General features: G+C 61.1%; 14 protein-coding genes. 7 read left to right on the top strand and 7 right to left on the bottom strand.

The features are described from left to right. The first annotated feature begins 4 nt into the window (after positions 1 to 4). From KGB07_RS11580 to lpxC, 4 genes are all read left to right on the top strand, one after another. Entirely contained in the window at positions 5 to 874 is an 870-nt protein-coding gene (locus KGB07_RS11580; protein ID WP_008045915.1) for a cell division protein FtsQ/DivIB, read from the top strand. Between the two features lie 15 nt (positions 875 to 889). Continuing rightward, positions 890 to 2,149: a cell division protein FtsA gene (gene ftsA, locus KGB07_RS11575; protein WP_007972611.1), complete on the top strand. Its 1,260-nt coding sequence runs from the start codon at positions 890 to 892 to the stop codon at positions 2,147 to 2,149. 73 nt (positions 2,150 to 2,222) lie between these two features. Next, positions 2,223 to 3,416 carry a cell division protein FtsZ gene (gene ftsZ / locus KGB07_RS11570; RefSeq protein ID WP_046041931.1) on the top strand — a complete coding sequence of 398 codons (1,194 nt, stop codon included), beginning with the start codon at positions 2,223 to 2,225 and terminating at the stop codon, positions 3,414 to 3,416. A 112-nt stretch (positions 3,417 to 3,528) separates the two neighbouring features. Then, the gene (lpxC, locus tag KGB07_RS11565) at positions 3,529 to 4,440 is read left to right on the top strand and encodes a UDP-3-O-acyl-N-acetylglucosamine deacetylase (RefSeq protein ID WP_007916984.1); all 912 of its coding nucleotides are present in this window, start codon (positions 3,529 to 3,531) and stop codon (positions 4,438 to 4,440) included. Positions 4,441 to 4,613: 173 nt separating this feature from the next. Here lpxC and KGB07_RS11560 read toward each other — a convergent pair whose 3' ends face one another. The 7 genes from KGB07_RS11560 to KGB07_RS11530 all read right to left on the bottom strand — a co-directional run bounded on the left by KGB07_RS11560 (position 4,614) and on the right by KGB07_RS11530 (position 14,725). Next, entirely contained in the window at positions 4,614 to 6,116 is a 1,503-nt protein-coding gene (locus KGB07_RS11560) for a sensor domain-containing diguanylate cyclase (RefSeq protein ID WP_046041932.1), read from the bottom strand. A 247-nt stretch (positions 6,117 to 6,363) separates the two neighbouring features. Continuing rightward, on the bottom strand, positions 6,364 to 6,588 hold the full coding sequence (locus KGB07_RS29585; protein ID WP_046041933.1) for a hypothetical protein: 225 nt from the start codon (positions 6,586 to 6,588) through the stop codon (positions 6,364 to 6,366). Positions 6,589 to 6,868: 280 nt separating this feature from the next. Then, positions 6,869 to 8,233 (bottom strand): heavy metal sensor histidine kinase, encoded by a 1,365-nt coding sequence (locus KGB07_RS11550; protein ID WP_046041934.1) that lies wholly within the window; start codon positions 8,231 to 8,233, stop codon positions 6,869 to 6,871. After that, positions 8,223 to 8,900 carry a heavy metal response regulator transcription factor gene (locus tag KGB07_RS11545; protein WP_046041935.1) on the bottom strand — a complete coding sequence of 226 codons (678 nt, stop codon included), beginning with the start codon at positions 8,898 to 8,900 and terminating at the stop codon, positions 8,223 to 8,225. The genes KGB07_RS11550 and KGB07_RS11545 overlap by 11 nt, the downstream gene beginning before the upstream one ends. 9 nt (positions 8,901 to 8,909) lie before the next feature. Further along, a complete protein-coding gene (locus KGB07_RS11540) occupies positions 8,910 to 12,011 on the bottom strand; it encodes a multidrug efflux RND transporter permease subunit (protein WP_046041936.1) in 3,102 nt (1,033 codons plus the stop codon). After that, positions 12,008 to 13,168 (bottom strand): efflux RND transporter periplasmic adaptor subunit, encoded by a 1,161-nt coding sequence (locus KGB07_RS11535; RefSeq protein ID WP_046041937.1) that lies wholly within the window; start codon positions 13,166 to 13,168, stop codon positions 12,008 to 12,010. The genes KGB07_RS11540 and KGB07_RS11535 overlap by 4 nt, the downstream gene beginning before the upstream one ends. A gap of 588 nt (positions 13,169 to 13,756) precedes the next feature. Then, positions 13,757 to 14,725, bottom strand: a complete 969-nt coding sequence (locus KGB07_RS11530; RefSeq protein WP_046041939.1) for a LysR family transcriptional regulator — start codon at positions 14,723 to 14,725, stop codon at positions 13,757 to 13,759. Positions 14,726 to 14,915: 190 nt separating this feature from the next. Between KGB07_RS11530 and KGB07_RS11525 the strand changes: the two genes are divergently transcribed. The 3 genes from KGB07_RS11525 (at position 14,916) to KGB07_RS11515 (ending at position 18,937) form a co-directional block, all read left to right on the top strand. After that, positions 14,916 to 16,415: an efflux transporter outer membrane subunit gene (locus KGB07_RS11525; protein ID WP_223465446.1), complete on the top strand. Its 1,500-nt coding sequence runs from the start codon at positions 14,916 to 14,918 to the stop codon at positions 16,413 to 16,415. A 139-nt stretch (positions 16,416 to 16,554) separates the two neighbouring features. Next, on the top strand, positions 16,555 to 18,747 hold the full coding sequence (locus KGB07_RS11520; RefSeq protein ID WP_223465445.1) for an FUSC family protein: 2,193 nt from the start codon (positions 16,555 to 16,557) through the stop codon (positions 18,745 to 18,747). After that, positions 18,737 to 18,937 (top strand): DUF1656 domain-containing protein, encoded by a 201-nt coding sequence (locus tag KGB07_RS11515; RefSeq protein ID WP_007896379.1) that lies wholly within the window; start codon positions 18,737 to 18,739, stop codon positions 18,935 to 18,937. Before KGB07_RS11520 ends, KGB07_RS11515 begins: the two co-directional genes overlap by 11 nt.

The raw sequence follows: 18,937 nt of genomic DNA, 5'->3' as shown, positions 1-18,937 counted from the left end.
GGCCATGCAAGGCGCTCAGCTCAGACATCAGCCCACCGCACCGACCGGCCGCAAGCCGGTACCGCGGGGCGCCAGCCGAATGGTGGCCAAAGAGCCGATGTCCGCGCGCCTGCCGAAAGCCAACTTCGGTTTTCTCAAAGCGTTGTTCTGGCCGGTGCTGCTGGTGGCTTTGGGGTTCGGTACTTACGAAGGCGCTACACGGTTGTTGCCGTATGCCGACCGGCCGATCACCAAGATCAACGTGCAGGGCGACCTGAGCTACATCAGCCAGCAAGCAGTGCAGCAGCGGATCGCCCCGTACGTGGCGTCGAGCTTCTTCACCATCGACCTGGCGAGCATGCGCACCGAGCTGGAAACGATGCCATGGATTGCCCATGCCGAAGTGCGCCGGGTGTGGCCGGATCAAGTGGTGATCCGCCTGGAAGAACAACTGCCGGTGGCCCGTTGGGGCGACGAGTCGCTGTTGAACAACCAGGGCCAGGCCTTCACCCCGCGCGAGCTGGCGAACTATGAACACCTGCCACAGCTGTTCGGCCCACAACGGGCCCAGCAGCAAGTGATGCAGCAATACCAGGTGCTGAGCCAGATGCTCAGGCCGCTGGGCTTCTCGATTGCACGCCTGGAACTGCGTGATCGCGGCAGCTGGTTCCTGACCACCGGCCCCGGCAGTGCGGGTCCCGGGATCGAACTGCTGCTGGGACGCGGCAACCAGGTGGAAAAGATGCGCCGTTTCATCGCCATCTATGACAAGACGCTCAAAGAACAGATTACGAACATTGCGCGCATCGATCTGCGCTACGCCAACGGCCTCGCTGTTGGCTGGCGGGAACCTGTAGCGCCCACGGCAGCCCAACCCGCTGTCGCGAAGAATTAAGAAGAGGCAGGACCCATGGCAAACGTGCAAAGCGGCAAAATGATCGTCGGTCTCGATATCGGCACCTCCAAGGTGGTGGCGCTGGTGGGCGAGGTCGCGGACGACGGCACGCTGGAAATCGTCGGGATCGGTACTCATCCGTCCCGTGGCCTGAAAAAAGGCGTGGTGGTGAACATCGAATCCACCGTGCAATCGATCCAGCGCGCTATCGAAGAAGCGCAGTTGATGGCCGGTTGCCGCATTCACTCGGCGTTCGTCGGCGTGGCCGGCAATCACATCCGCAGCCTGAACTCCCACGGCATCGTGGCGATTCGGGATCGCGAAGTCAGCTCGGCAGACCTTGAACGCGTGCTCGACGCCGCCCAGGCCGTGGCGATCCCGGCTGACCAGCGCGTGTTGCACACCCTGCCGCAGGATTACGTGATCGATAACCAGGAAGGCGTCCGCGAGCCGCTGGGCATGTCCGGCGTGCGTCTGGAAGCCAAGGTCCACGTGGTCACCTGCGCCGTCAACGCTGCACAGAACATTGAAAAATGCGTGCGCCGCTGCGGTCTGGAAATCGACGACATCATTCTCGAGCAACTGGCTTCCGCGTACTCGGTACTGACCGATGACGAGAAAGAGCTGGGCGTGTGCCTGGTGGACATCGGTGGCGGTACTACCGACATCGCGATCTTCACCGAAGGCGCGATCCGTCACACCGCTGTGATCCCGATTGCCGGTGACCAGGTGACCAACGACATCGCCATGGCGTTGCGCACTCCGACCCAGTACGCCGAAGAAATCAAGATCCGTTACGCCTGCGCCCTGGCCAAACTGGCTGGTGCCGGCGAAACCATCAAGGTGCCAAGCGTCGGCGACCGTCCGCCGCGCGAACTGTCCCGCCAGGCCCTGGCCGAAGTGGTCGAACCGCGCTACGACGAACTGTTCACGCTGATCCAGGCCGAACTGCGCCGCAGCGGCTACGAAGACCTGATCCCGGCCGGCATCGTGCTGACCGGCGGTACCGCGAAAATGGAAGGCGCCACTGAACTGGCCGAGGAAATCTTCCACATGCCGGTGCGCCTGGGCGTGCCTCACGGCGTGAAAGGTCTGGATGACGTGGTGCGCAACCCGATCTATTCCACCGGCGTCGGCCTGTTGATGTACGGCCTGCAGAAGCAGTCCGACGGCATCTCGTTCTCGGGCATCGGCAGCCGCGACAGCTACAGCAACGAAGAGCCACAGGCTCCGCTGCTGGACCGCCTGAAGAAGTGGGTCCAGGGCAATTTCTGAAGATTTACCGTAATACCGTTACACCGAAGCACGCAGTAGGCGAAAAAACTAGAGAATTGAAAGGAGAGGGAAAATGTTCGAACTCGTAGACAACATCCCCGCAAGCCCGGTAATCAAAGTTATCGGTGTCGGCGGTGGCGGCGGCAACGCTGTCAACCACATGGTCAAGAGCAACATCGAAGGCGTCGAGTTCATCTGCGCCAACACTGATGCCCAGGCGCTGAAATCCATCGGCGCGCGGACCATCCTGCAACTGGGTACCGGTGTGACCAAGGGCCTGGGCGCTGGCGCCAACCCTGAAGTAGGTCGTCAGGCTGCTCTGGAAGACCGTGAGCGCATTGCCGAAGTCCTGCAGGGCACCAACATGGTGTTCATCACCACTGGCATGGGCGGAGGTACCGGTACCGGTGCTGCGCCGATCATCGCCGAAGTGGCCAAGGAAATGGGCATCCTGACCGTTGCGGTCGTGACTCGTCCGTTCCCGTTCGAAGGCCGCAAGCGTATGCAGATCGCCGACGAAGGCATCCGTCTGCTGTCTGAAAGCGTCGACTCGTTGATCACCATTCCCAACGAGAAGCTGCTGACCATCCTCGGTAAAGACGCAAGCCTGCTGTCGGCTTTCGCCAAGGCTGACGATGTACTGGCCGGTGCCGTTCGCGGTATCTCCGACATCATCAAGCGTCCGGGCATGATCAACGTCGACTTCGCCGACGTGCGTACCGTGATGAGCGAAATGGGCATGGCGATGATGGGCACTGGCTGCGCCAGCGGTCCGAACCGTGCACGCGAAGCAACCGAAGCGGCCATCCGCAACCCGCTGCTCGAAGACGTGAACCTGCAAGGCGCACGCGGCATCCTGGTGAACATCACCGCCGGTCCTGACCTGTCCCTGGGTGAGTACTCCGACGTGGGTAGCATCATCGAAGCCTTCGCTTCCGAGCACGCGATGGTCAAGGTCGGTACCGTTATCGATCCGGACATGCGCGACGAGCTGCACGTGACTGTCGTTGCCACAGGTCTTGGCGCTAAAATCGAGAAGCCTGTGAAGGTCATCGACAACACCGTTCACACTTCGATGGCTGCACAGCCACAACAACAGGCCCCTGTTCGTCAGGAAGCTCCAGCGGTTAACTACCGTGACCTGGACCGTCCGACCGTCATGCGCAACCAGGCCCAGGCCGGTGCTGCGACTGCCGCGAAGATGAATCCGCAAGATGACCTGGACTACCTGGACATCCCGGCTTTCCTGCGTCGTCAGGCCGATTGATGGAATGTATCAGGGCTATGAAGGTGATTGGTGTTCAGCAAAGGCTCGGTCTGCTATCATCGCCAGCCTTTGTTGATACCAGTTCGCAATTTGCGCTGAAGCGGCCCAAGCCATGATTAAACAACGCACACTGAAAAATATTATCCGTGCCACAGGTGTAGGCCTGCACTCCGGGGAGAAGGTCTACCTGACCCTCAAGCCTGCGCCTGTCGACACTGGCATTGTGTTTTGTCGCGCTGACCTCGACCCTGTGGTGCAGATTCCTGCCCGCGCGGAAAACGTCGGCGAAACCACTATGTCGACCACGCTGATCAATGGCGACGTCAAAGTGGACACGGTAGAGCACTTGCTCTCGGCCATGGCTGGCCTGGGCATCGATAACGCCTACGTCGAGCTCTCCGCGTCCGAAGTCCCGATCATGGATGGCAGCGCTGGACCCTTCGTATTCCTGATTCAATCGGCAGGCCTGGAAGAACAGGACGCCGCCAAGAAATTCATCCGCATCCTGCGTGAAGTGACAGTGGAAGACGGCGACAAGCGCGCCACTTTCGTCCCTTTCGAAGGGTTCAAGGTGAGCTTCGAGATCGATTTCGATCACCCGGTTTTCCGGGACCGCACCCAAAGTGCAAGCGTGGATTTTTCCAGCACTTCGTTCGTAAAAGAAGTCAGCCGCGCCCGTACTTTCGGTTTCATGAGTGACATCGAGTACCTGCGCAAGCACAACCTCGCACTCGGCGGCAGCGTTGAAAACGCAATCGTGGTCGACGCCGATGGCGTACTGAACGAAGACGGCCTTCGCTATGAAGACGAATTCGTGAAGCACAAGATTCTCGATGCAATTGGTGACCTCTACCTGCTGGGCAATAGCCTGATTGGTGAGTTCAAGGGCTTCAAGTCCGGCCACGCACTGAACAACCAGCTGCTGCGCAAGTTGATTGAGCAGACAGATGCCTGGGAAGTCGTGACGTTCGAAGACGCCAGCACCGCACCAATCTCTTACATGCGCCCGGTTGCGGCGGTGTAAGCAAAAAACCTCTCTAGTTTTTAAAGGCTGCCTTCGGGTGGCCTTTTTTTATGTCCCGAATTTTGTGTTGCCTCGGCTGGCCTCATCGCGAGCAAGCTCGCTCCCACAGTGGATTGTATTCCCTTGTAGGAGCGAGCCTGCTCGCGATGACGTCCGTCCACTCAACAAAAAAATCAGCCGGCGCACACCACCCGGTTCCGCCCCCCTTCCTTGGCCTGATACAACGCCTTGTCCGCGCTGAACAGCAATTGCTCCAGGTTGATATCGCTGGCCGCCGTCCAGGTGGCAATGCCGATGCTCACGCTCATCGGCGGCTCACCGGGGTCCACCAGTGGCAGTTTCTGCACCGCCTCGCGGATGTGCTCGGCGATCTGCTTCGCGCCTTCACTGTCAGTTTCGGCCAGGATCACCGAAAACTCCTCGCCACCATAGCGAGCCACCAGGTCCGCCGGGCGATGGACATTGGCGCGGATGACCTCGGCCAACGCCCGCAAGGCTTCGTCGCCGGCCTGATGCCCGTGTCGGTCATTGAAGGCCTTGAAGTGATCGGCATCGATCATCAGCAATGACAACGGCTTGCCGCTGCGCTGCGCGCGAAACCATTCATGGCGCAGGGTCTGATCAAGGGATCGACGGTTGGCCACGCCGGTCAAGGCATCGGTGGCCGCCAGTTGCGCCAATTCCTGCTCGGCACTTTGGCGCCGTCGCAGCTCCCGACAGAGCAGCCAGGTCAGCCACAACAGGCCGATGCACAAAACCCCTGTTGCACCGCTGATCGCATAGGCTGTGCGGTTCCAGGTAGCGAACACTTCGTCGATGGAAAGGGCCACGATGACGGTCAACGGCAGATTGCCGACCCGGGTAAAGGTGTACAGGCGCCGTTGATGATCGACACTCGACACGCTTTCAAAGGTGCCACTGCGCTCGCGCAGCATGCGTACGACGTTAGGGCGGCTGGAGATGCTTTTGCCGATGGCGTTTTGTTCACGGTACGGTTTCTGCGCCAGGAGAATCCCGTCGTCGTTGATGATGCCAAGCGTACTGCCATTGCCGATGTCGAGGCTGCTGAACAGCTGATCGAAATAGCTCATGCGCATCGACGCTACCGCGACCCCCAGAAACTCACCCGTGGGCGATGAAATGCGCCGGCTGAAACTGATGCGCCATTCGTCGCTGTCATCGCAGTCGCAGCGTGGCTTGAACGGCCGGCTGATAAACATGCCGGTGTCGCGATTGAAGACATGGGCCAGGAAATAATCGCGGTCAGCGAAGTTCCCCGGTTTCGGCTCGATCAATGATGAGTCGGCCAGTACGTCGCCGTGCTTGTCCAGCAGCAGGATGTCGCCCTTGTAGCGCGCAGTGGTGGAGCGGTCGAACAGCACCAGATGACGGATCTGCGGTGCAACCTGTTTAAGGTCGTCCCGCTGGGCGGCAGCGATCAGGCCCTGCAGGGTCAAGTCATAGAGCTCGACCGTACGCAAGACATCGGCGTCGATCAGTTGCGCGATGGTGGTCGCGCTACGTGTGGCGGTCTGCTGGGCGTTGGCGTGTTCGCGGATCAGCAGGAAGGTGACGATGCACAGGATCGAGATGACTGTCAGGGTGCTGCCGAAGATCACCAAGATCTCGGGTCGCCCGGTCGGGCCTTGAAAATGTGCGGTGCGGCTTGCGGTCATAGGGCTGACGTCTGCTAAAGGGACGCTCTAAGCGTAGTTGCATAAACGTAGCAGCCGAGTGAATCCTTCCTGTTGCTCGAACGATTGATCAATGGCGTGGGCGTCAGTGACTTTCGTTACAGAAATTGCAAAGAAGGCCGAGTCGCCACTATAAAAAAAGCCGCTGACAGCAGCGGCTTTGGAGACAACTTTTCAAAGGGAAGAGCCGATGAAAAGTGTCGATGAAAACGGGGGTGATCGGTGCCGGTCAGCTGTCTTTCTCGACCCGTGGCTGGGCCTGGATGCTGGACGCTTGCGGGGCTTGGGTATCTTGGGCAGCCTTGGCTGTCATCTCGACCTGATGCTCTTCGAACGTCGCAGCGCGTGCGGCGTTATGCGCGACGAAAGTCTGCGATTCTTCCGCCATCGCCAATGGCGACAGGAACAAAGAGGACAAAACGAAAGCGCTGGCAATACCCATACTGTTGGACATCTTTAAAACCTTCTTGCTTGGCAAGTGCTGTTTGGTGCGGGCAAAGATAAGGATATGAGGCGAGGGGAAAAAGAGCGGATTCATGAAAGGACTGTTGCGACTTGAGCAACAGTTGGTGGTGTCGAGCGCTTTTGTGGCGAGGGAGCTTGCTCCCGCTCGGCTGCGCAGCAGTCGCAGGTCCGAGGAATATGGACTGTCTGAAAGAACGCGCACACAGGTTTTTAGGGCCGCTTCGCAGCCCAGCGCGAGCAAGCTCGCTCGCCACAGTAGTTTGTGTGTTTCAGACGGGAAGGTGTATGCCGAACGTATTCATCCCATGATCACTGCGCACGAACACATCCCCGCCATGCATCAGCGCAATCGCCTTGACGATGGCCAGCCCCAGGCCGTGATTGTGGCCGCTGTTGCTACGCGACGCATCGACCCGATAGAAGCGTTCGAACAGGCGCGGCAGATGCTCACTGGCAATCGGCAAACCTGGGTTGGCGACGCCGATGCTGACTTGATGCTCCTGGGCTTCGATCCGCACTTGAATCACCTGCCCGGGCGCGGTGTGCTGCACCGCGTTATTCAACAAGTTGATCAACGCCCGGCGCAGATGGGCGATCTCGATCCGCACTTGCGCGTCACCACTGACCTCGACCTGGACTTGAGCGTCCTCGAGAATGAAGTCCAGATATTCCAGGGTCGTGGCCACCTCATCGGCCAGCGAGGTCGAGGTGAGTTTGGTCGCCTTGCTGCCCTGATCAGCGCTGGCGAGGAACAGCATGTCGTTGATGATCGAACGCAGTCGCTCAAGCTCTTCGAGGTTTGATTGCAGCACTTCGAAGTAATGCTCGGCGGAGCGTCCGCGGGTCAATGCGACTTGGGTCTGGCCGATCAGGTTGGTCAGTGGCGAGCGCAGTTCGTGGGCAACATCGGCGTTGAATGACTCAAGGCGCGAGTAGGCCTGCTCGACCCGTTCCAGGGTTGAGTTGAACGAGCTGACGAATTGATCGAGTTCCGGCGGCAACGGTGACAATCGCAAGCGCCCCGAGCGCAACGGCGGGGCCAGGCGCCGGGCTTCCTGGGACAGTTTGATCAGCGGCTTGAGGCCGATCCGCGCCACCCAATAACCCAGTGCCGAGGCCAGCAGCACACCGACAATCGCCAGGCTGATCAGCGCGACCAGCAGGTGATGCTGGGTGTGGAAAAACGTTTCGGTGTCGATGGCGATCATGAAGCGCAGCGGCGGGCGCTGGTCCTTGGCCGGGAACTCACTGACCAGCACTTTCAGCGGATACGGGTGCTCCGGCAGATGCATGTCGCGCGTGCCCAGTGGCCCTTGGGCAAAGGCGCGGATCTGCGGTGTCAGGTTGCCGTATTCGTAGTGTGGATCGCCGCTGATGATCCAGAAACTGATGCGCTTGTCTTCTTCGCTCAACAGATTGAGCTTGTTGTTGATCTTCACCCAATGCTCGGGCGTGCCGTAACGGCCGACCGTGGATTCGAGCACGCTGTAGCGCGCATCGAGTTCGGCTTCTGGCAGCAGGCCCAGGCCTTTGTCGACCTGCTGGTACAGCGCCCAACCGATCAACAGGAACACCAGCAGCGCTACCAGCGTAAACATCCCGCTTAGACGCAGCGCGATGGAATTACTGGACACCACGGCTCTCCAGCACATAACCCATGCCACGAATGGTGTGCAGCAGTTTCTCTTCGAACGGCCCGTCGAGCTTGGCCCGCAGGCGTTTGATCGCGACTTCGACGACGTTGGCGTCGCTGTCGAAATTGATGTCCCAGACCATCTCGGCAATGGCGGTTTTTGACAGGATTTCGCCTTGGCGCCGGGCCAGCACGCTGAGCAGCGAGAACTCCTTGGCGGTCAGGTCCAGACGTGTACCGGCGCGGGTGGCCTTGCGGCTGATCAAATCTATCCACAGGTCGGCGATGCTCACCTGCACCGGTTCATGGCCGCCGCTACGGCGAGTCAGCGCTTGCAGGCGTGCCACCAGTTCAAGGAAGGAAAACGGTTTACCCAGATAGTCATCGGCGCCTTCACGCAGGCCCTTGATGCGATCTTCCACACGCTCGCGGGCGGTGAGCATGATCACCGGGGTTTGCTTGCGCGCACGCAGGGCGCGCAACACACCGAAGCCGTCGAGGCCCGGCAGCATCACGTCGAGGACGATTACCGCGTAGTCGCTCTCCAGCGCCAGGTGCAGACCGTCCACACCATCGCGGGCCAGATCCACGGTGAAACCCTGTTCCGTCAGGCCGCGGTGCAGATAGTCCGCGGTTTTTTCTTCGTCTTCGATAATCAGAACGCGCATGACCCCGCCTCAGTCTGTGGTCGCCAGCACCGGTTCTGGCGCAGGTTTAGGTCGATGGAATAGCCGCTCAAGCCACAAGTATATGACCGGCGTGGTGAACAGCGTCAGCGCCTGGCTGACCAGCAAGCCACCGACGACGGCGATCCCCAAGGGCTGGCGCAGTTCGGCACCGGTGCCATAGCCGAGCATCAACGGCAGGGCGCCGAGCAGGGCGGCGAGGGTGGTCATGATGATCGGCCGGAACCGCGTGATACAGGCCTTGAAGATCGCCTCTTCAGGCGACAGTCCGCCATTGCGCTGCGCTTCGAGGGCGAAGTCGATCATCAGGATGCCGTTTTTCTTGACGATACCGATCAGCAACACCAGCCCGATCAAGGCCATGATCGAAAAGTCCTGGCCGCAAATCCACAGCATGATCACCGCACCGAGGCCCGCCGAAGGCAAGGTGGAAATGATCGTCAGCGGGTGCACGAAGCTCTCGTAGAGCACGCCGAGAATGATGTACACCGCCACCAGTGCCGCCAGAATCAGCCACGGCTGGCTGGCCAGTGAACTCTGGAACGCCTGGGCCGCGCCCTGGAAGTTGCCGCTGATGGCGGTCGGCATGCCGATGTCGGCCTTGGCCTGGTTGAGCATGATCACCGCATCGCCCAACGCCACGCCGGGGGCCAGGTTGAACGACAGGTTGGCGGCGGGGAACATCCCGTCATGGGCGATGGACAGCGGGCCGATGGTCGGCGCATCGAACCTGGCCAGGGCCGACAGCGGCACCATTTCCCCGCTCAGGGGCGAGCGCAGGTAGAAATAGTTGAGGCTTTCGGCCTTGCCGCGTTGCTTGGTGTCCAGCTCCAGGATCACGTTGTACTGGTTGACCTGGGTCTGGAATTCGTTGATCTGGCGCTGGCCGAAGGCATCGTACAGGGCTTCGTCGACGTCGCTGGCGGTGAGGCCGAAACGTGCGGCGGCGCTGCGGTCGATGCTGATGTGGGTGATGCTGCCGCCCAGTTGCAGGTCGTTGGAAATGTCGCGGAAGGCCGGGTTGGCGCGCAGTTTTTCCGTCAGGCGTTGGGTCCAGGTGCTGAGGGTCGCACCGTCGTTGCTCTTGAGCACGTATTGGTACTGGGCGCGGCTCGGGCCTGAGCTGAGGTTGATGTCTTGCCCTGCACGCAGGTACAGGACGATGCCCGGGACTTTCATCAGTTGTGGGCGAATCCGGTCGATGAACTGGCTGGCCGAGACGTCGCGATCCCCGCGTTTTTTCAGGGTGATCCAGAAGCGGCCGTTGGCAATGGTCTGGTTGCTGCCCGAGACGCCGACTGAGTGCGAGAAGGTTTCGACAGCGGGGTCGGCGGCAACGATTTCGGCCATCGCCAGGTGTTTTTTCACCATGTCGCCGTAGGAAATATCCGCAGCTGCTTCGGTGGTACCGAGGACGAAGCCAGTGTCCTGGATCGGGAAGAAACCTTTAGGGATAAAGATGTAACCGGCGACCGCCAACCCCAGCGACAGGCCGAACACGCCGATCATCATTTTCTGGTGGGCGAGGGCGCGGCGCAGGCCTTTTTCGTACCACGCCAGCAGACGTTCACCAAAGCCCGGTTTGCTATGAACGTGATGCACCGGTGCCCGCATGAACAGCGCTGCCAGCGTTGGCGCCAATGTCAGCGAGACCACCACCGAAATCATGATGGTCGAGGTGGCGGTCAGGGCGAATTCCTTGAACAGCCGACCGACCACACCACCCATGAACAGCAGTGGAATGAACGCCGCCACCAGTGAAAAACTGATCGAAACCACGGTGAAGCCGATCTCGCCGGCGCCCTTGATCGCCGCCTCGCGCATGCCGTCACCGGCCTCCAGATGCCGGTGGATGTTCTCCACCACCACGATCGCATCGTCCACCACAAAGCCCACGGCGACCACGATCGCCACAAGGGTCAGGTTGTTCAGGCTGAAGCCCATCACATACATCAGCGCGAAACTGGCGATCAGTGACACGCCGAGCACTGCCGACACGATCAGCGTGGCCGACAGTTGGCGCAGGAACAGCGCCATCACCGCCACCACCAACATGATTGCAATCAGCAGGGTGATTTCCACTTCATGCAGCGAGGCACGGATGGTCTGGGTGCGGTCGATCAGCGTCTTGACCTGCACCGAGGCGGGGAGCATCGCTTCCAGTGCCGGCAAGGCGGCCTGGATGCGGTCCACGGTCTCGACGATGTTGGCGCCTGGCTGGCGGAAGATCACAAGGTTTACGCCCGGTTGCGAACCCGCCCACGCCTGAACGTAGGCATCTTCCGAACCGTTGACGACTTTCGCGACATCCTTGAGGTGAACCGGTGCACCGTCCTTGTAGGAAACGATCAACTGGCTGTATTCGTCGGGGTGGAACAACTGGTCGTTGGTGGACAGGGTCGAGATGCTCGACTCCCCGTACAGCGCACCCTTGGCCAGGTTGAGGCTGGTCTGCTGGATCGCCAGGCGGATGTCGGCGAGGGTCAGGCCAATGGCGGCGAGTTTGTCGGCGGATACCTGGACGCGAATCGCCGGACGCTGCTGACCGGTGATGACGACCTGGCCTACACCGTCGACCTGACTGAGCTGACGGGACAACAGGGTTTCCGTCAGGTCGCTGAGCTCAGGGCCTGGCATCAGCGACGAGTTGACGCTGAGGATCAGCACCGGGCTGTCCGCCGGGTTGACCTTGCGCCAGGTCGGCAGGTTCGGCATGTCCTTGGGCAGTTTGCCCGCGGCAGTATTGATCGCTGCCTGCACTTCCTGGGCGGCGGTGTCGATGCTCTTGTCGAGGGTGAATTGCAGGGTCAGGTTGGTCGAGCCCAGTGCACTGCTCGAGGTCATCTGGGTTACGCCGGGAATGGCACTGAATTGCACTTCAAGGGGCGTGGCCACCGAGGAAGCCATGGTTTCCGGGCTGGCGCCGGGAAGTTGCGCGGCCACCTGGATGGTTGGGAATTCTGCCTCCGGCAACGGTGCTACCGGCAGGCGCGGAAACGCGATGACACCTAGCAGCACCAGGGCGAACGTCAGCAGGACCGTGGCCACCGGGTGGTCGATGCACCAGGCTGAAATCGAACCATGGCCTTTCATTGTGCCGCCTCCGATCGCACCACTTGAGGAGGTTCGGTCAGCACTTGCACAGTAGCGCCGGGCTTGAGCCGCGACTGACCATCGCTGACCAGTACATCACCCGGCTTCACACCCTTGATGATGTCCTGGCCGCTGCCTTGATAGACCATCTGCACCTGCACGGCTTCGACCTTGTCGCCATTGACCCGGTACACGAAGTGCTGGTCGAGGCCGCGTTGTACGACTGTCGGCGGCACCACCAGCGCATCTTTATCCAGGGCTGTCTGAATCTTTACCGTCACCAGCAGGCCCGGCCAGAGCTTCTGCCCCGGATTGTCGAATTCGGCCTTGGCGCGGATGGTGCCGGTGTTGGCGTTGATTTGGTTGTCGATCAGGGTCAGGTGACCTTCGCCGAGCAGGTTGCCGGTTTCGCCGTCGGTGTCGGCACCGATGTAGGCCTTTACCTGAGCGTGTTGCGGGTCGTTGATCAGGCCTTGGAGGGTCGGCAGCATTTGCTGTGGCAGGGAGAACTCCACAGCGATCGGGTCGATCTGGGTCACCGTGAACAGGCCCTGGGTGTCGGTCATGCGCAGGAAGTTGCCTTCGTCCACAGTACGAATACCGACGCGCCCGCTGACCGGGGAGCGAATTTGCGTGTAGGAAAGCTGTACCTCAGCGGAGTCAATCGAGGCCTGGTTGCCTTGGGCAGTGGCCTTGAGTTGGTTGACCAGGGCTTGTTGCTGGTCGTAGGTCTGCTTGGACACGCCGTCGTCGACACTCAACAGCTTGTAGCGCTTGAGGTTGACCAGCGCCACTTGCAGTTGCGCCTGGCTTTCGCCCAGTTGTGCCTTGGCCTGGTCGAGGCTGGCGCGGATCGAGCGGTCGTCGATGGTGGCCAGCAGGTCACCTTTTTTCACCAGCTGGCCTTCCTTGACCATGATTTTGGTGAGAATGCCGTCGATTTGCGGGCGGACCACGACGCTGTGCAGGGACAGCACCGAACCTATGCCGCTGACGTAGCGCGGCACGTCTTTTTCGGCGACGGCGACCACGCGCACCGGGATGGCGGTGGGGGTGGCGAGTTTGGCCTTGGCCGGTTTGTTGGCGTACCACAGGCCCAGCGCTGCCAGGACGATCAGAAGGGCGACGAGCAGGGCGGGTTTTTTCTGGATTCGCATGCGAGTGGGGCGCCGGGGCTGGGTGGTCGGTCGGTGGGTAAGGTAGTTTCCTTTATAAACCTGTTTGCTGGTCAGGAGGGTGACGGCTAACTGACGGCGCTGTCAGTTTGCGGTTTGGTTTGGTCTTGGCGGCCTCTGGGCCGACCATGTTCTTGGTTGACCGTGTACATATCCGTTTCTTCTGTAACGGCCACCTATGGTTTCGCCCTTACGGCGACTCACTTTTTTTAACAAGCGCCTCAAAAAAAGTAAGCAAAAAAAGCGCTCGCCCCGAACGTCCGGCCCCTCGCTGGGGCTCGGCGTGCCTTCGCTCCGGCATTCATCCGGGGGCATTGCCCTCCGGTCGGCTTCGCTTCGACCTACATGCAATGAGTTCGACTGCGTCGAACGGCGCTACGCGCCAATCCCCGGATAAACGCCTCCACTCAGCCTTCCGAGGGGGCGGGTGGATCAAGATCAAGAGCTGCAGGCGAGCTAACGCTCGGCCTGATGAGTGGTGAGAAGCGTGGGGGGCGCCGATCTGTTTTTGCTCTTCTGTGGGAGTGAGCCTGCTCGCTCCCGCAAGGAATCAATCTTTGACCCGATGGATCAATTCGCCACCCGAACCCCACCCAAACTCCCGCTCAGTTCATATGCCGCCAATTCCGCCTGATGCGCCGCCAGCAATTCCGGCAACGATCCGCGCAAATACTCGACCCAGGTCTTGATCTTCGCATCCAGGTACTGGCGCGACGGGTAGATCGCATACAGGTTCAGTTCCTGCGAGCGGTAGTTGGGCATCACGCGCACCAGTGTGCCGTTGCGCAGGCCTTCTATTGCGGCGTACAGCGGCAGGACGCCAACACCCATGCCGCTGATGATCGCGGATTTCATCGCGTCGGCGGAGTTCACCAGGAACGGTGAGCTGTTGATGGTGACCATTTCCTGGCCGTCAGGACCGTCGAAGGCCCATTTCTCCAGCGGAATCACCGGGCTGACCAGGCGCAGACAGGCGTGGTTGAGCAGGTCGCTGGGTTTTTGTGCGCAGCCGTTGGCTTTGACGTAGGCCGGAGAGGCGCAAACGATGCTGTAGGTGATGCCCAGGCGCTGGGAGACGAAACCCGAGTCCGGCAGTTCGCGGGCGAGCACGATGGACACGTCGTAGCCTTCGTCGAGCAGGTCCGGCACGCGGTTGGCCATGGTCAGGTCGAAGGTCACGTCCGGGTGGGTCTTGCGGTAGCGGGCGATGGCGTCGATCACGAAGTGCTGGCCGATGCCGGTCATGGTGTGCACTTTCAGTTGCCCGGCCGGGCGCGCGTGGGCGTCGCTGGCCTCGGCTTCGGCTTCTTCGACGTAGGCCAGGATCTGTTCGCAGCGCAACAGGTAACGCTTGCCGGCTTCGGTCAGGGCGATGCGGCGGGTCGTTCGGTTGAGCAGGCGGGTTTGCAGGTGGGCTTCCAGGTTGGAGACCGCGCGCGAGACGTTGGCCGTGGTGGTGTCCAGTTGCACGGCGGCGGCGGTGAAGCTGCCGGCTTCGGCCACGTAACTGAAGGCGCGCATGTTTTGCAAAGTGTCCATGGGGTGCTCTCTCGTCGAATGACAAATTGTGACACGAAGTTTCTGTTTATTTACAGGCGACTAAAGATCGACTTACGGATTATCTCGTTAACGGTAACAAAGATTCACAGGAATCCCAGCTTATCGCCATTCAGGCCGCCCCATAGAATTGCGCAACTCGCAAAACTCCCCACCTCAGGAAATCGCAGCAGTGCCGCGTCGCATCAGCAGAGCGCTTCAGCCGCTCAGTGTTTTGGCTTTAACCCTGGCAATCAGCGGCTGCATCGGAACCGGAGGTATTGCCCCACAAGGCAAGGCGCTGGAGACCAATTCACTGGCCACCGACGAAGCGATCCAGAGCGCCGCGCAGGATGCGCACTGGCCCACCGCGCAATGGTGGCAAGCCTATGGCGACCCGCAACTGAATCGCTGGATCGACCTCGCCCTGCAAGGCAGCCCGACCCTGGCCATGGCCGCCGCCCGGGTGCGTCAGGCCCGGTCCATGGCCGGTGTGGCCGAAGCGGCCGAGTCGCTGCAGATCAATGGCGAGTCCACCCTCAAGCGTCACAACTGGCCTACCGACCAGTTCTATGGCCCCGGCGAGCTGGCCAACAGCACCACCTGGGACAATAACGCAGCGCTGGGTTTCAGCTATGCCCTCGACCTCTGGGGCCGCGAAAGCAATGCCACCGAGCGCGCCGTAGACATGGCGCACATGAGCGTCGCCGAAGCTCGCCAGGCTCAGCTTGAATTGCAGGACAACATCGTACGGGTCTACATCGAGTTGTCGTTGCATTACGCCCAGCGGGACATCGTCGAAGCGACCCTGAAGCAGCAACAGCAGATCCTTGAACTGGCGCAAAAGCGTCTGAGCGGTGGCATCGGCACCCATTTCGAGGTCAGCCAGGCCGAGACGCCGCTGCCGGAAACCCATCGCCAGATCGACGCCCTCGACGAAGAAATCGCCTTGAGCCGCAACCAGCTCGCCGCCCTCGCCGGCAAGGGGCCGGGGGAGGGCGCGCAGTTGCAGCGGCCAACGCTGTCACTGGGTGCGCCGCTGAAACTGCCGTCGTCGCTGCCGGCGCAATTGCTCGGCCAACGCCCGGACGTGGTCGCCAGCCGCTGGCAAGTGGCGGCGCAGGCGCGGGGCATCGATGTTGCCCATGCCGGGTTCTATCCGAACGTCGATCTGGTCGGCAGCCTCGGCTACATGGCCACCGGCGGTGGGGCCCTGGAGTTCTTGACTGGCAAGAAGCTCAACTACAGCGTGGGGCCGGCGATTTCCTTGCCAATCTTCGATGGCGGACGCTTGCGCTCGGAGTTGGGTGAAGCCTCGGCCGGCTATGACATTGCCGTGGCCAAGTACAACCAGACCCTGGTCAATGCCCTGAAAAACATCTCCGATCAGTTGATCCGCCGCGAGTCCATGGACAAGCAGCAGGCTTTCGCCGCCGAGTCGGTGGCCACTGCGCAGAAGACCTACGACATCGCGATGATCGCCTACCAGCGTGGGCTGACCGATTACCTCAACGTGCTCAATGCCCAGACCCTGCTGTTCAAGCAGCAGCAAGTGCAGCAGCAGGTTCAGGCGGCGCGTTTGAGTGCTCATGCCGAGTTGGTGACCGCGCTCGGTGGTGGCCTCGGTGCCGGCAACGACGTGCCGAAAGACAGCCAGACTCAGGCGCCGAAAATCCCGAGCCTTTTGCGTTGAACACAAAACCTGTGGGAGCGAGCTTGCTCGCGATGAGGGCGGCACATCCAGTATTGATGCCGGCTGATACTCCGCTATCGCGAGCAGGCTCACTCCTACAAGGTGCCGGTTTTTATCGAACTTCACTGAGCAGGATTTGATGACTCCCTTGCCCGCACCCTTGCGTTGGCTGTACTCCCTTGAATGGCGTCGGGGTTTCTTCGACTGGGCACGCAGCGACGGTGTGACCTGGGTCTACATCTTCAAGGTGCTGTTCGCGGCATTCCTGACGCTGTGGCTGGCCATGCGCCTGGAGCTGCCGCAACCGCGCACGGCGATGATCACTGTGTTCATCGTCATGCAGCCGCAAAGCGGCCAGGTGTTCGCCAAGAGTTTCTATCGTTTTCTCGGCACCCTGGCCGGGTCGGCGGTGATGGTTGCGCTGATCGCCCTGTTTGCGCAGAACACCGAGCTGTTCCTCGGTTCGTTGGCGATCTGGGTAGGTATCTGCACGGCCGGCGCCACCCGCTGCCGCAACTTCCGCGCCTACGGTTTCGTACTCGCCGGATACACCGCGGCGATGGTCGGCTTGCCCGCGCTGGCTCACCCGGACGGCGCGTTCATGGCGGCGGTCTGGCGGGTACTGGAAATCTCGTTGGGCATTCTCTGTTCGACACTGATCAGTGCCGCCATCCTGCCGCAAACCGCCAGCGCCGCCATGCGCAATGCCCTGTATCAGCGCTTTGGCGTGTTCGCCCTGTTCGTCACCGACGGCTTGCGTGGCCGCAGTCAGCGCGAGGCGTTCGAGGCCGGCAACGTGCGTTTCATCGCTGAAGCCGTGGGCCTGGAAGGCTTGCGCAGCGTCACTGTGTTCGAAGACCCGCACATGCGTCGGCGCAATGGCCGGCTCAGCCGCCTGAACAGTGAGTTCATGGGCATCACCACGCGCTTCAATGCCCTGCATCAGTTGCTCGAACGCTTGCGCAGCAACAATACGGATCATGCCGTGGCGGCGATAAAACCGGGCTTGCAAGACCTCGCCGAATTACTCGACGGCTTCAGTGGCCGTGCGCTGACCAGCGCCGATGCGGCGCGTCTGGTTACGGCGCTGAGCACATACAAGGCAGGGTTGCCGGCGCGGGTGCGCAGCCTGCGGGCGATCTTTCAGGAGAGCGAACCGAGCGACGACGAATTGCTGGACTTCCACACCGCCTACGAACTGCTCTATCGCTTCGTCGACGACCTGCACAGTTATGCACAGACCCACGCCTCCCTGGCCGATCACAGTCACGAACGGGAGCGCTGGGACGAGCCGTTCACTCCGCAAACCAACTGGATGGCAGCGGCAGCATCGGGGATACGCGCAGCGTTCATCCTGGTGGTATTGGGCAGTTATTGGGTGGCAACCGCCTGGCCGAGCGGCGCGACCATGACCCTGATTGCGGCCGCGACCGTGGGCCTGTCCGCCGCCACCCCGAACCCGAAACGCATGGCCTTTCAGATGGCGTGCGGGACGTTGCTCGGGGCGCTGATCGGCTTCGTCGAGATGTTTTTCATTTTTCCGTGGATCGACGGATTTCCGTTGCTGTGCGTGATGCTCGCGCCGGTGATCGTACTCGGCTCGTTCCTGACTTCGCGGCCGCAATATGTCGGCGTCGGCCTGGGCTTGCTGATTTTCTTCAGCACCGGATCGGTGCCGGACAACCTCACGGTCTACAACCCCTACACCTTCATCAACGACTACATCGCCATGGTGCTGGGCATGCTGGTGTGCGCAGCGGCCGGGGCGATCATTCTGCCGCCCAACAGCCGCTGGCTGTGGCGTCGGCTGGAGCAGGATTTGCGCGGTCAGGTGGTGTACGCCATCAGCGGCAAGCTCAAGGGGTTGGCGTCGAGTTTCGAAAGCCGCACCCGCGATCTGGTGCATCAGGCCTACGGCTTCGCGGCGGGTCAACCGCAAGTGCAGCGGGACTTGCTGCGCTGGATGTTCGTGGTGCTGGAAGTCGGTCACTCGATCATCGAGTTGCGCAAGGAACAGGCGATTCTGCCGGTGCATCCGGCCTATGCCGAATCCCAGCCGTGGCGCCAGGCGATCCGGGTGATGGGTCGTGCGCTGGTGCGGCTGTTCCTGCAACCGAACAGCAGCAACCTCGAACGCGCGCTGATCGCCGTCGATCACGCGATCAGCCATGTGCAGTCCACCGACGAACCCTTCGCCCCGCACTTCGATACCTCAGCGTTGCGCCGGGTGAAGAGCTACCTGCACTTCATCCGCACCTCGCTGCTCGATCCGCAATCTCCGCTCGCCGCCTTCGCAAGCAGCCAGCCCCAAGGACTTGAACATGCCTCGTGAAATCGCCTTCCACGGCGTGTACATGCCGACCATGACCCTGATGTTTTTCATCGCGGCGGCGCTTGCCTGGGCGTTGGACCGGTTTCTGTCCGGGTTCGACCTGTACCGTTTTTTCTGGCATCCGGCGTTGCTGCGCCTGAGCCTGTTTACCTGTCTGTTCGGCGCGTTGGCGCTGACTGTCTACCGTTGA

Source organism: Pseudomonas sp. GL-RE-26 (assembly GCF_019956275.1).
Classification (GTDB): Bacteria; Pseudomonadota; Gammaproteobacteria; order Pseudomonadales; family Pseudomonadaceae; genus Aquipseudomonas; species Aquipseudomonas grandcourensis.
The sequence above is the reverse complement of the archived record's forward strand: the minus strand, read 5'-3'. Positions and strand labels throughout refer to the sequence as shown.